This window comes from Vibrio sp. 10N.286.51.E5 (genome assembly GCF_041469125.1).
In the GTDB taxonomy this organism is placed as follows: Bacteria; Pseudomonadota; Gammaproteobacteria; order Enterobacterales; family Vibrionaceae; genus Vibrio; species Vibrio crassostreae_C.
Genome location: NZ_JBFRJZ010000038.1, coordinates 19516 through 32268, shown reverse-complemented (window position 1 = coordinate 32268; position 12753 = coordinate 19516). Strand labels below are relative to the sequence as shown.

Sequence of the window (12753 nt, the reverse complement as noted above, 5' to 3'; positions counted from 1 at the left end):
AGCCGCGATGAACCTTTTTTTTGATTCATTTTTGTGGTGGGAAGGGGGGAGAATGGGGCAGGTTAGTGCTCACTAAGACTTAATTATTTCCGAGCCCTAATCACTGCCAGAACTTAGTTACTACCAACCTTATTTTCCGCCAAAGCAAAGATACTTAATGTCCATGTACTCATCGATGCCTTCTTTCGCACCTTCACGGCCAATACCTGATTGTTTCACGCCACCGAAAGGCGCGACTTCGGTTGAGATCAGGCCATCATTAATACCCACCATACCGTACTCAAGTGCCTCTGCGATGTTCCATACTCGATGAATGTTCTGACTGTAGAAGTACGACGCTAATCCATAAATGGTATCGTTGGCCATCTCGATAAGCTCTTCGTCCGTGTCGAATTTCATCACAGGCGCGACTGGGCCAAAGATCTCTTGTTGAACGATGTCCATGCTGTGTTTTACATCTTTAAGAACAACAGGCTGAATGAAAAGCCCATTAAGCTCCTGAGTTGGCGTGACAGGCGCAGCACCTTGTTCAATCGCTCGGTTTATCAAAGCTTGAATGTTGTTCTTCGCATTCAGGCTGACAACAGGGCCAATCGTGACACCCTCATCTAAACCGTTCCCAATCTTAAGCTGTTGAACCGCTTGATCGAATTTAGCCACAAACTCATCGTACACTTTACTGTGAACGTAGAATCGGTTTGCACAGACACATGTTTGGCCTGCATTACGGAACTTCGACGCCATTGCCCCTTGAACGGCTGCATCGATGTCAGCATCGTCAAATACAATAAAAGGTGCATTGCCGCCGAGCTCCATAGAGGTGCGCTTGATGCCTTTTGCTGCTTGAGCCATCAAAATACTGCCCACTCGAGTAGAGCCAGTGAAAGAGATTTTTTTGATCAACGGATGCGAAGTGAATAGGTTGCCCACTTGTTCAGGGCTTTCACCAAGCACCACTTGAAGTAGATCCTTAGGGATACCCGCTTGATAAGCCAGTTCAACCACAGCAAACGCAGAAAGCGGTGTCTCATCTGAAGGTTTCACGATAAAGCTACAACCGGCAGCTAAGGCAGGAGCCGCTTTACGAGTGATCATTGCGATAGGGAAGTTCCATGGCGTAATCGCACACGCCACTCCGATCGGTTGCTTGATGGTCACCAAGCGTTTGCCTGCAACTGTGCTCGGAATGGAATCACCATAAGTGCGCTTCGCTTCTTCTGCAAACCACTCAATGAAGCTCGCGCCATACACCACTTCACCTGTCGCTTCGGCTAACGGCTTACCCTGTTCCATTGTCATGATTCGAGCAAGGTCATCTTTGTTTTCAAGGATCAACTGGTGCCAGCGATGAAGCAGTGCAGCACGAGATTTAGCAGGAATTTTTGCCCACTCTTTCTGCGCTACATGAGCTTGTTCAATCGCGTTCGCTAACTCTGTTTCTGATGATACCGGTGCGTGCCCGATGAGTTCACCCGTTGCTGGATTGGTCACGGCAACCGCGTTATTCGCTTCTGTCACCATAAAAGAGAGTAAGCGCTGGTTATTAATTTCTAGCATGTGATTCCTTCTTGATGATTACTTAACACGTGTTGGTGCTGTTATTGAGTTGATGTCTATGCAGTGCTGATGATTCGCTTTAGCCTGCCAAGGTTATTCTTGCGCCCAGTTGTCTGCTTCTATCTTCGCTAATGCTTTTGCTGCTTTTTGAAGTGCGGGCAAGAATTTTATTGCTTCGTCCGGTTTCACTCGAATCACAGGTGCTTGTATCGCTAGGCCTAGGTTTGATTGACCTGTTGGTGAGGGTATCAGCACAGCGATACAGACTAAGCCTGGTAAAAACTCTTCATCATCAATAGCAAAACCTTGGATTTTCGCTTCTTCAATGTCTTTCTCTAGAGTCGAATAGTCGGTAATCGTGTTTACTGTGTATTGAGTCAGCGGCACATTTTCAATTAATCGTCTGCGCTGCGACTTAGACATGTGTGCTAAAAACAGTTTGCCGGTAGCCGAGCAGTGCACGGGAACGCGAGAGCCGGGGTGCAGGTGAAAGCGAAGGGGGGCTTCAGTTTCGGCACGATCGAGATAGATGATTTCGCCACTTGAAAGAGCGGTCAGGTTACAACTCTCACCGACTTCTGCTCTCAGGTTCTCAAGGATAGTGCGTCGCGCGCTGTGCATGGTGCTATTCAAAAGTAGGTTTTCGGCAAGTTTTCTGAGTCGAATACCTGAGCTGTAGTGCTTTTCGTCGCCATCTCTTTGAATGATGCCCGCCGCTTCTAACTGTTGAAGCATTCGGTGCAGCGTGGGTTTTGGCAATCCGGTCTCTTCGACTAAACCTTGCAGAGAAATAAACTCGTCTTTTTGCGCTATCACCTCTAATAGTGCAAAAAGTCGGAGGGTCGGTGTATCCCCTTGAACTTGCGGTGTTTCTGTTTGCATACAGTGATTCATCCTTGCGATATGTCTATGCCTAAGAGTGTACATACCAAATCATTATTCTTCAATTATCTGAATAAAATTTGACCTTTTTTATTATTCTAATAATATAAATATAAATTATGGAACAATTGATCTCAATAAATGGAATTTTAAGATGAAGGCGATTGAACGGATTATTGATAAAGCTCATTTAGATCGTAAGCGCGTTGTTTTGAGTGAAGCGGAGGACCCGCGAGTGCTAGCTGCTGCAAGAATAGCAATCGATAAACAGCTCGCTCACATCACACTTGTGGGCGATGAATCGGCGATCATCGCTGCTGCAGAACTTCACCACATTAACCTCGCTGGCATTCATATTGTTTCTCCACAGGCGTCGTCACTCAAAGAAGTGCTCGCTGAGCGGCTGTATACATTAAGAAAAGCTAAAGGCATGACTTATGATGACGCCCTAGAGCTGGTTCAAGATCCACTTGTTTTTGCCAATTTGATGGTAAGGGAAGGACTGGTAGACGGCACAGTTAATGGCGCGGTTTATACCACGTCTGATGTGGTGCGAGCTGCGCTGCAGATTATCGGCCCTGCACCGGACAGCGAATTGGTGTCGAGTTTCTTCTTGATGATGCTGTGTGAGCCTTTCCATAATCTTAAAGGCGGTATGATTTTCAGCGATTGTGGTTTGGTGATTAACCCCACTGAAACCGAGCTGGCATCAATCGCGGTAGCCGCTTCTCAAAGTGCTGAGGCATTGTTAATGGAAGAGCCTAAGTTGGCGATGCTTTCATTCTCTACCAATGGTAGCGCGAAACATGAGTCGGTAGACAAGGTGCGCAGTGCTGCGCAGATAGTTAAACAGCGTTGCCCGGGAATCGCTGTAGACCAAGATGTTCAATTAGATGCGGCGATTGTCACTGAAATAGCGGCGAAAAAGTTGCCTGATTCAAAGGTCAAAGGTCAATCTAACGTGTTGATATTTCCTAACTTAGAAGCAGGTAATATCGGTTATAAGCTTGCGGAAAGGCTAGGTGGGGCTGTTGCGATTGGCCCGTTGCTGCAAGGGCTGAATCAACCAGCGAATGACTTGTCCAGAGGCTGTAGTGCCGAAGATATCTTTAATGTCATTGCCGTTACCGCGGTACAAGCGCAGCAAGGGAAAGCATCTGACTCTAAGGCTGACTCTGAAGCTGATGTTGAAGAAAGAGAAGAGTCGGAGTTTGAATTCCGGTATTAACACTCGTTGCTTAAACTAATGCGGAATCTTGCACTCATATTTACCCCCAAATAACCTAATTAGGATAGCTAATGGAGTTACCTGTTTTACTCGCCATTCTTGCCACCATTGCGGTAGGTACTTATTTCCAAACTGTCACTGGATTTGGTCTCGGTATCATTGTGATTGGGCTAACGGTCAGCCTTAATTTGGTATCCCTACCCGTTATAGCCGCGGTGGTCAGTATTGTGACCTTGTTCAATTGCTTGGTGGCGTTGATGGGTAAGCCACTGCTTGGGGAACTCAAGATTCTGGTGGTGTTAGTCATCGGTATTATTCCCGGCGTATCGATGGGCGTGTACTTGCTGGACGCGTTGAGCGAGTCGGCAACCCAAATCCTACGAGGGCTATTGGGTGCCATGGTGTTGTTCGCTGGTTTGAGCTTTATGTTTAAACCTAAAACTAGAACGGTCCGTTCGACAACCGTATCTTTCCTTGTCTCAGGATTTAGCTCTGGGTTAGCGGGGGGATTATTTGGGATGGCAGGTCCACCGATTGTTTATCATCTCTATCGGCAACCTTTTTCGCTCGATCTGGTGCGAAGCACACTGCTGATGGTTTTCGCTTGTACGTCGATGTCCCGTACGGTCAATGTCTATGCGGCGGGCGACATGGAACAGAGCATATTGTGGTTATCCGCTATTGCTGTTCCTCTGGTGGCGCTTGTCACAATGTTTGCTCGGCGTTTCCCACCGCTGTTGTCTAATGATCAACTCAGAAAGCTGGTGTTTACGGTGTTAATGCTGATAGGCGGATATTTGATGGCTGTCTCTGCATGGTCGTTGTTTGGCTCCTCGTAAACCATTCTCGACAAAGGAGGCTAGTGATTCGCTAGCCTAAGCTTCCCTGTTTAAACACGCTTTAGCATCTCAAATATGCTCCTAGATAGCCCAAACAAGCAGCTCTCTTGTACATCTAACGTGATGTTGCTGCGATAGTACGGGCTCAAATCCACTCCCATTCCCACACCATGAATCTCAATACCGTTTTTGGTCGACTCACGTTCAATCACCTGTTTGAGATGGTTATCTAAATAGAACTGATCGTTGGCGGTACTGGTAGCGGTATCCATCGGGCAGCCGTCTGAGAACACAATCAAAACCTTTCGCTGGGCGGTGTGCTGCTGCAATCGATGACTCGCGAACTGAACCGCTTCGCCATCAATCCCTTCTTTAAAGATGTCGGCTTTACGAAGACTCGCAATGCCAAGTCGAGAACGTCTCCAATGGGTATCAAAATCCTTAAACACGATGTGCCGAACTTCGTTTAAGCGGCCCGGGTGCTTTGGTTGGCCTTGTTTAAGCCACTGCCGATAGACCTTGCCACCGTTCCAGTTATTGGTCGTAAAGCCAATAATCTCGAAAGGGATGTTGGCCAGTCCAACGGATTTGAGAATTGTATCAATCAGTAGGCTTAGCTTGTGACTGTGCTTTTGCATTGAGCCAGAGCAGTCCATCAAAAATGTGGTGGCACATTGATGAGATGTACCGATGTCAGGTTGATAAAAGACAGTGCTATCCAATGGCGATGTGACGAGCTTGGTGATGGTGGTGGCGTTAACAATGCCTTCTTCTAAATGGTCCTGACGTCGGTTCCTCTGTGGTGTGGCAACAAAGCTAGTAAGCATAGCGGCTAAACGGCGAGTGTTGACTTGTCTCGCCATGATGTCATCGGTTAGCTTTTGCCTCAGTTCGAGTAATAGGGTACGCCTGACGAGTTTGTCTGCGGCGATGACTTGATCAAATTCTGAATTAAAGACCTGATAATTGGCGCTCGACAACTCGAATACCTTGCTACTGCCTGTGATGTCGGTATCGACGTCTTGATCTTGAATGTCACCATCAACAATCAAGGCAAGCTGTGCAAGGAGCTTGATGTCTTCTTCAACGGTTGGTGTGGGTGAGTTATCACTTTCCTGTTCTTGGATGATTAACTCTTGTGCAAGGGCTGCAAGCTCATTGGCACTGTGTGCAAACTGTTCTTGGTCTGTTCTATGTTGCTTTAAGCGTTTAAAGCTGTGACCGAAGGTAGGCACGATGCCGGCGCGAGTCGATTCAATGGTCTCAGCAATGGGTTCCGAAACCGGAACACCGGTTAAGCGGGTGTGGATGACTTGCATCAGAGTAAACAGCAACATGCCTATTCGTGATTCGGTGAAGCCATTCTGATGATATTGGTCGCTCCAATACGCAAAGTTGAACTGAATGCTGGTGGTAACGCCTTTTAGATAAGATGGAACTTGCGATTCAATTCGCACCTGCTCGCAGAAGTCATATAACAGACGTTCGACCTCGTTTTTCGGTCGCAATGAGTAGTGAAGATCAGCATCTGAAAGCAAGAGTCGTAATGCCGATGAATCGATCTTGCCTTGCATCGAAAGCTTACTGTTTTTCAGCTCGTGGCGAGATATAAAGGTGAGATCGTTGGTGTGGGCAGACTGGTAATAACAGGGCTTATTGCCTTTATAGAGTCGTTCTCCCCGATAGTTCAGATCGAGTTCACCACTGATTGCTCTGGCGACAGACACACCAATATCGAGGATCTTTTTCTGCTGAGAAGAAATATTGGCCATGGTTTACGACTCCGAGTGCGAATAGTTTTGAGTATGCGTTTCCAAGGCTTCACCAAAGCAACGGAAATAGTATTCGCTAACCAGTTCTTTCTCTTCGTCTTCACAGCGATTCAAGAATGACAACCTAAATGCGGTGGCTACATCATCGAATATTTGGATGTTTTCAGCCCAAGTGAGCACCGTTCGCGGAGACATCACCGTTGAAAGGTCGCCAGCCCGAAACCCGTTGCGCGTTAACCCTGCCGTTGCGATCATTTTCTCAACCAGTTGTCGGCCACTTTCATTATTCAGCTCTGGAAGCTTGGATAACACGATCTTGGTTTCATGTTGTGGATCTAAATAGTTGAGCGTGGCGATGATGTTCCATCTATCTAACTGACTGTGGTTAAGCACTTGAGTACCCGAATACAAACCTGAAAAGTTACCCAAGCCAAGCGTGTTGCAGGTAGCAAACAGGCGGAAAGAAGGGTGAGGTGTGATCACTCGGTTTTGCTCTAAAGAGGTGTACTTTCCGTCTTGCTCTAATAACTGCTGAATCACAAACATCACGTCAGGGCGACCAGCGTCGTACTCATCTAATACCAGTGCGATGGGTTGTTGAATGCTTTGCGGAAGAATGCCTTCTTTAAACTCAGTCACCTGCATTCCGTCTTTAATGACGATGCTGTCTTTACCTATGACATCCAATCGACTTAAGTGTCCGTCTAGGTTGATCCTCAAACACGGCCAATTCAATCTCGCGGCAATTTGCTCAATGTGAGACGACTTGCCCGTTCCGTGCGTGCCTTGTATCAATGTACGACGATTTGAAGTGAACCCCGCTAATATAGCCAACGTCACTTCAGGATCAAAACAGTAATTTGGGTCGACTTTCGGCACATATTCACCCGGGTGTTCAAATGCCATCACCGTTAGGTTGCTGTCGATGCCAAAGCGTTCTCTCACGCTTACCGGCTGCGTTGGTACCAATTCCGCCTCTTTCATCATATTTCCCTCTATATAGCTCATCACTTGTCGCTGCTATCGCGATATGTCATCGATTATTAACAGCTCCAGTTAAGTTAACGGCACTTTTTGTACGAAAAACTACCAATAATGTGATCCAGTTTTATTAATTAGAATGAATTGTTCCAATTTAATATAAAAAGTTGACGCGCAAAAATTCTACTACTAAGGTGAAAATGAATTCGAAAAAGAGACAATTCATTCCGAAAAATGAAATTTTGGTTAACTCAAGGAGAATGGAAGAATGAGCGAGCAAGAAAAACGTACGGTTGTTTCCGGCACAGTAACAATGACACCATCAGAAGCGTTCGTTGAAACTATGGTTGCTAATGATGTTACCGATATGTTCGGCATCATGGGGTCGGCATTTATGGACGCAATGGATATCTTTGCTCCTGCTGGCATTCGATTGGTTCCAGTAGTACACGAGCAAGGCGCTGCCCACATGGCAGATGGTTATTCTCGTGTATCGGGTCGCCACGGTGTAGTCATCGGGCAAAATGGCCCTGGTATTAGTAACTGTGTAACAGCAATTGCAGCTGCGTTCTGGGCACATAGCCCGGTCGTAATTGTGACGCCAGAGACAGGCACTAAAACAATGGGCTTAGGTGGTTTCCAAGAATGTAACCAGCTTCCAATGTTCCAAGAGTTTACTAAGTATCAAGGACACGTAACGCACCCAGACCGTATGGCGGAATACACAGGCCGATGCTTCGACCGTGCGATGAGTGAAATGGGTCCAACTCAACTGAATATTCCACGTGACTATTTCTACGGTGAAACTCAAACCGAGATCCCTAAACCAGCGCGTTTAGACCGTGGTCCAGGTGGTGAGAAGTCTCTGAATGAAGCGGCAGACCTGATTGCTGAAGCTAAATTCCCAGTCATCATTTCTGGTGGCGGCGTGGTCATGGCCGATGCAGTTCAAGAGTGTGCAGCGTTGGCAGAAAGACTAGGTGCACCTGTAGTGAACAGCTACCTACACAATGACTCTTTCCCTGCTAGTCACCCATTATGGTGTGGTCCTTTAGGCTACCAAGGTTCGAAAGCAGCAATGAAATTGATGGCTCAAGCGGATGTGGTTATCGCTTTGGGTACACGTCTTGGTCCATTTGGTACCTTGCCTCAACATGGCATGGACTACTGGCCGAAGAACGCGAAAATCATTCAGATTGATGCAGACAACAAGATGCTTGGTCTGGTTAAGAAGATTTCGGTTGGTATCTGTGGTGATGCAAAAGCAGCAGCGGTTGCTCTATCTGAAAGGTTGGAAGGTCGTGCACTGTTGTGTGATGACAACAAAGGCGCTCGCCAAGATACCGTCGCTACAGAAAAAGCACTTTGGGAAAAAGAGCTTGATGAGTGGACACACGAACGTGACTCTTTCAGCTTGGATATGATTGAGGAAAACTCACACGAGACTCCGTTCTCTGGTGGCGAATACTTACACCCACGCCAAGTATTGCGTGAGCTAGAAAAAGCGATGCCAGAAGACGTAATGGTCTCAACCGATATCGGTAACATCAACTCAGTGGCAAACAGCTACTTACGCTTTGAGAAACCACGTAGCTTCTTTGCTGCAATGAGTTTCGGTAACTGTGGTTACGCATTCCCGACCATCATTGGTGCGAAAGCAGCGGCACCTCATCGCCCCGCTATTTCATATGCAGGCGACGGTGCGTGGGGCATGAGCTTGATGGAAACCATGACATGTGTTCGCCATAACATTCCAGTGACAGCCGTGGTATTCCACAACCGTCAATGGGGTGCGGAGAAGAAGAACCAAGTCGACTTCTACAACCGACGCTTTGTTGCCGGTGAACTTGAAAACCAAAGCTTTGCAGAAATCGCACGAGCTATGGGCGCTGAAGGTATCACGGTTGATAAGCTAGAAGATGTAGGTCCAACCCTGCAAAAAGCCATCGACATGCAGATGAACGAAGGCAAAACAACCATCATTGAAATCATGTGTACTCAGGAATTGGGTGACCCGTTCCGCCGAGATGCACTATCAACACCGGTTCGTTTCCTAGATAAATACAAAGATTACGTATAAGTCATAGGAAGTTTGTCCGGCCGTAGATATCTCGAGAGTGTTAGAGAAAGTGCTATCGAGAATGTGGTCGGGCAATACCAACGGGTATTGGCAAAGGACTTAGGTGAAAAACGTAAACGCTTAGTTCAATAATTTCCAGTTAAACATTAGAACACTAATTAAATGTTCCATCGGTACATAAGTGGTTCTAGCTATATAAATTTTGTCACTCATTATTATTGTACGATCCTTAACTAATGGATCCATAAATGGTCATCTTTGACGAAGATATATACCTATTATCATTTTTCAATAATTACAACGATACCAATTGAACCATTGATTAACGTGATTATTAATGCTTTAACTTTACCGAATATAAATTAAGTGACTTATTGTATGAATGTTGTGAAAAATAAACGTTATATAAGCTCACTCGAAGAGCTGTATGAAATAATCGATTCACTCATTGTTGAGTGTAGTGGACATCGTGGTTTGATTTATAACGTATGTGATTATGAAAATAATAATCTGATGCCAAGCTTAGGTCGCTCAAATCGAAAGAATATTCGCCGTGTCGAACAAGAGTTTCTTTCGACCGTGAGAGTTTATGGCGGGCATTCGTTGAATGCACACCAGATAAACGATTGGTTATTGATGTGTTTAGCCAAGAAACAGGGGTTTCCAACCCGTTTACTTGAGTGGACAGATAACCTGATTAATGCGCTGTGGTCTGTATGTCATAGCCAAAGTAAAGACTGTATCAATATTATTAAAGCCATTGATTATCATAAGGTTAGTGTTTTTAACTCACCATGTGACTTCAATAAGACTCAGATATTCAATGTGGCTGATTGTGATCAGCAAGAGCAAAAAAAGGATAAGTGGTATTCCATTCACCCATTTAAGGAAGGTGGCAATGATGCCATTCAGCCTTTGTACGATGAGAAAGAATATTCAAACGGTCTAGTGTCCGTTCATATTCTTCCATCAGCGAAAGTAAACCTGATAAAGGAATTAACCTCCATGAATGTTTTAAATGAACCGACAGAATATATTGAAGAGAAACTGGCTGATTTGAAAAATGAAGCCCATGTAGATGGTAATCAAGCAATTAATAAAGGTGAGGGTAATATCGAATTACAAGTTAATACTCATGATCGCCAGCTTGAGCAGTATGGCCGAAAGTACCATCAAGATTTTGACTTCGACTAAAGTCTAATATTTCTAATTATTTTATTTAGACCTCGTATAAATCTAGTGAGTGACTGTGTAAATAAAATTAGAACACTAATTAATTTATAAAAAGATGAAATCTGTGAGCTTAAAGATTGTTTATAAAGTAACTCGAAGTTAGAGCGGTGAAGCTTGTTATCAAGTTGTTAAATTTCACAGATCTAGTTTAAACACTCTAATAAAAAAGTGGCGCAAAGCTACTGAAATTTAAACCAATAACGAAAACATAAAGGATTCTGGAATATGAATATGCAAACCAATGCAGCGACATTCGTGCTGGAAAACCAAGTCGACACCGCCTTTTTACAGTCTTTTAGTGATGCATGGAATAACCATGATATTGAAGCGCTGATGTCGTTTATGACTGAAGACTGTGTCTTCCACACCGTGGCAGGAGAAGGCGTACTTGGACACACTATCGAAGGGTACGAAGCCGTTCGCAATAGCTTTGAATTGGTTTGGCAGAACTTTCCAGATGCAGCCTGGAGCGACCCTGTCCACTTTGTGTGCGGTGACCGCGCGGTGAGTGAATCAACGTTTTCTGCTACGAACCCGGATGGCAGCATCATCGAAGCTCGCATGGTCGACGTGTTTACTCTGAAAGATGGAAAAATCAGCGTAAAAAATGCCTTCCGTAAAACACGACCTCTTTTGACTCCTAACAACACTCCCAAGAGCTAGACACGAAACCAAAATCAGTCCACGTGTTATGACTAGGAGAGTCGAATTATGAGTTTAGTAATGGAACAACCGGCAGCCGATGTGCCGCCAAAGGTGACAAGCACCCAAGCAAAAGAAAGCACCCAAGCACAAGATAAATACGATCCAAAATACGATCCACTTAAAGACAAGAGCCCAGGTCACGGTAAGGAATACGCCCCGACTTATTGGGTAGATACCGCAGGCGCGCCACCTGAAGATGATGGTCCAATTACATCGGATATGGATGTGGATGTGGCGATAATCGGTTCAGGCTACACAGGCCTAAGCACCGCGATACACCTTGCTGAAATGTACGGCATTAAAGCGACTGTGATTGAAGCTAACCGTATGAGTTGGGGCTGCAGTACCCGAAATGGTGGCCAGGCTCAGTGTGCGTCAGGACGTTTGAAGCGTTCTCAGTGGATTGAACGCTGGGGACTAGAAACCGCACTGAAAATGCATCGCGAATGCGTCGATGGTATGAACACCTTTAAGTCTCTGATCAAAGACATTGATTGTGACCCACAGTCGGGCGGCCACTTATACGTTGCCCATCGTCCCAAAGTGATGGCAACACTTGAAAAAGAAGCCAAGTTGCTGCGCGACACGTTCGATTACGATGCGCAGATCTTAGATGCGGAAACCGTAAAGCGTGATTACGTTGGTGATCAAGAAGCGGCAGGCGCAATGCATGAGCCAGAAGGTATTGGTATCCATGCAGGGAAACTGGCGTTTGGTTATCTAAGAAAGGCGAGAGCACTCGGCGTTAAAGTTCACCCATCGAGTCCCGTTATGGGCTGGGAAACTCGCAACGGTGTGCATTACCTGAAAACGCCAGGTGGTGTGGTTAAGGCTCGCTCTGTCGGTGTTTGTACTGGCGGGTATACCAGCCAAGGCTTGCATTCAGAGCTTAAAAATCGCCTATTCCCCGTACTTTCTAACTCGATGGTGACACGTCCGTTAACTCAAGACGAAATCGCCGCGTGTAACTTCAAAACCAATCAGGTGATTACTGATACCAGAATTTTGCGTCATTACTACCGTTTATTACCCGATAACCGAGTGCAGATCGGTACACGCAGTGCCATCAGTGGCAAGAATGCACCTGAAAAGAAATACGAAGACATGTTGAGAGCGGATTTAACCCGAAAATTCCCGTCTCTCGATCAGATCAAAATCGATTATTCATGGTGGGGGTGGGTGGATGTTAGCCACGATATGATGCCAAGAATCTATCAGCCGAATCCAAAGCAATCCATATTCTACGCACTAGGGTATGGCGGCAATGGTGTGATGTATTCCGCTCAAGCAGGTAAGCGCCTTGCTCAGTGGATAGCAGGCGAAGGTCACAAGCTCGACCTACCAATATTTGAATCAAAACTTCCGTTCCCCAACGTGAGGGAAGTGGTGGAATCAGAGATGTTTGCACCGTTTCGAAGAATGGGGCAGCGGTTCCTTTATCAGTGGTATTCGTTAAAGGATGAAAGGCTGTAACTA

10 protein-coding genes are annotated in these 12753 nt (G+C 45.8%); 6 read left to right on the top strand and 4 right to left on the bottom strand.

Annotation, left to right across the window (positions count from 1 at the left end):
• Positions 1-129: 129 nt before the first annotated feature.
• Both AB4161_RS14375 and AB4161_RS14370 read right to left on the bottom strand, forming a co-directional pair.
• Positions 130-1557, bottom strand: coding sequence for an NAD-dependent succinate-semialdehyde dehydrogenase (locus AB4161_RS14375; RefSeq protein WP_372083515.1), 1428 nt, complete (start codon positions 1555-1557; stop codon positions 130-132).
• A 93-nt stretch (positions 1558-1650) separates the two neighbouring features.
• A complete protein-coding gene (locus tag AB4161_RS14370; RefSeq protein WP_017064281.1) occupies positions 1651-2439 on the bottom strand; it encodes an IclR family transcriptional regulator in 789 nt (262 codons plus the stop codon).
• 154 nt (positions 2440-2593) lie between these two features.
• On the opposite strand from AB4161_RS14370, the gene pta reads away from it, so the two are divergent.
• Positions 2594-3667, top strand: a complete 1074-nt coding sequence (gene pta, locus AB4161_RS14365) for a phosphate acetyltransferase (RefSeq protein ID WP_372083513.1) — start codon at positions 2594-2596, stop codon at positions 3665-3667.
• Positions 3668-3738: 71 nt separating this feature from the next.
• Positions 3739-4506 (top strand): TSUP family transporter, encoded by a 768-nt coding sequence (locus tag AB4161_RS14360; protein WP_372083512.1) that lies wholly within the window; start codon positions 3739-3741, stop codon positions 4504-4506.
• A gap of 50 nt (positions 4507-4556) precedes the next feature.
• Here AB4161_RS14360 and AB4161_RS14355 read toward each other — a convergent pair whose 3' ends face one another.
• A complete protein-coding gene (locus AB4161_RS14355) occupies positions 4557-6278 on the bottom strand; it encodes a cobaltochelatase CobT-related protein (protein ID WP_372083511.1) in 1722 nt (573 codons plus the stop codon).
• A gap of 3 nt (positions 6279-6281) precedes the next feature.
• Positions 6282-7265, bottom strand: a complete 984-nt coding sequence (locus AB4161_RS14350) for an AAA family ATPase (protein WP_372083510.1) — start codon at positions 7263-7265, stop codon at positions 6282-6284.
• Positions 7266-7527: 262 nt separating this feature from the next.
• Between AB4161_RS14350 and xsc the strand changes: the two genes are divergently transcribed.
• The 4 genes from xsc to AB4161_RS14330 all read left to right on the top strand — a co-directional run bounded on the left by xsc (position 7528) and on the right by AB4161_RS14330 (position 12750).
• Positions 7528-9339: a sulfoacetaldehyde acetyltransferase gene (gene xsc, locus AB4161_RS14345; RefSeq protein WP_004731917.1), complete on the top strand. Its 1812-nt coding sequence runs from the start codon at positions 7528-7530 to the stop codon at positions 9337-9339.
• A gap of 378 nt (positions 9340-9717) precedes the next feature.
• Positions 9718-10533 (top strand): FRG domain-containing protein, encoded by an 816-nt coding sequence (locus AB4161_RS14340; RefSeq protein WP_372083509.1) that lies wholly within the window; start codon positions 9718-9720, stop codon positions 10531-10533.
• Positions 10534-10797: 264 nt separating this feature from the next.
• Positions 10798-11235: a nuclear transport factor 2 family protein gene (locus AB4161_RS14335; protein WP_372083508.1), complete on the top strand. Its 438-nt coding sequence runs from the start codon at positions 10798-10800 to the stop codon at positions 11233-11235.
• Between the two features lie 48 nt (positions 11236-11283).
• Positions 11284-12750, top strand: a complete 1467-nt coding sequence (locus tag AB4161_RS14330) for an NAD(P)/FAD-dependent oxidoreductase (protein ID WP_372083507.1) — start codon at positions 11284-11286, stop codon at positions 12748-12750.
• Positions 12751-12753 lie beyond the last annotated feature (3 nt).

What these genes read in the sequence shown, in the direction of transcription:
- AB4161_RS14340 (WP_372083509.1), top strand. Translation starts at nt 9,718, where the DNA reads ATGAATGTTGTGAAAAATAAACGTTATATAAGCTCACTCGAAGAGCTG.
- AB4161_RS14370 (WP_017064281.1), bottom strand. Translation starts at nt 2,439, where the DNA reads ATGCAAACAGAAACACCGCAAGTTCAAGGGGATACACCGACCCTCCGA.
- pta (WP_372083513.1), top strand. Translation starts at nt 2,594, where the DNA reads ATGAAGGCGATTGAACGGATTATTGATAAAGCTCATTTAGATCGTAAG.
- xsc (WP_004731917.1), top strand. Translation starts at nt 7,528, where the DNA reads ATGAGCGAGCAAGAAAAACGTACGGTTGTTTCCGGCACAGTAACAATG.
- AB4161_RS14375 (WP_372083515.1), bottom strand. Translation starts at nt 1,557, where the DNA reads ATGCTAGAAATTAATAACCAGCGCTTACTCTCTTTTATGGTGACAGAA.
- AB4161_RS14350 (WP_372083510.1), bottom strand. Translation starts at nt 7,265, where the DNA reads ATGATGAAAGAGGCGGAATTGGTACCAACGCAGCCGGTAAGCGTGAGA.
- AB4161_RS14360 (WP_372083512.1), top strand. Translation starts at nt 3,739, where the DNA reads ATGGAGTTACCTGTTTTACTCGCCATTCTTGCCACCATTGCGGTAGGT.
- AB4161_RS14355 (WP_372083511.1), bottom strand. Translation starts at nt 6,278, where the DNA reads ATGGCCAATATTTCTTCTCAGCAGAAAAAGATCCTCGATATTGGTGTG.
- AB4161_RS14330 (WP_372083507.1), top strand. Translation starts at nt 11,284, where the DNA reads ATGAGTTTAGTAATGGAACAACCGGCAGCCGATGTGCCGCCAAAGGTG.
- AB4161_RS14335 (WP_372083508.1), top strand. Translation starts at nt 10,798, where the DNA reads ATGAATATGCAAACCAATGCAGCGACATTCGTGCTGGAAAACCAAGTC.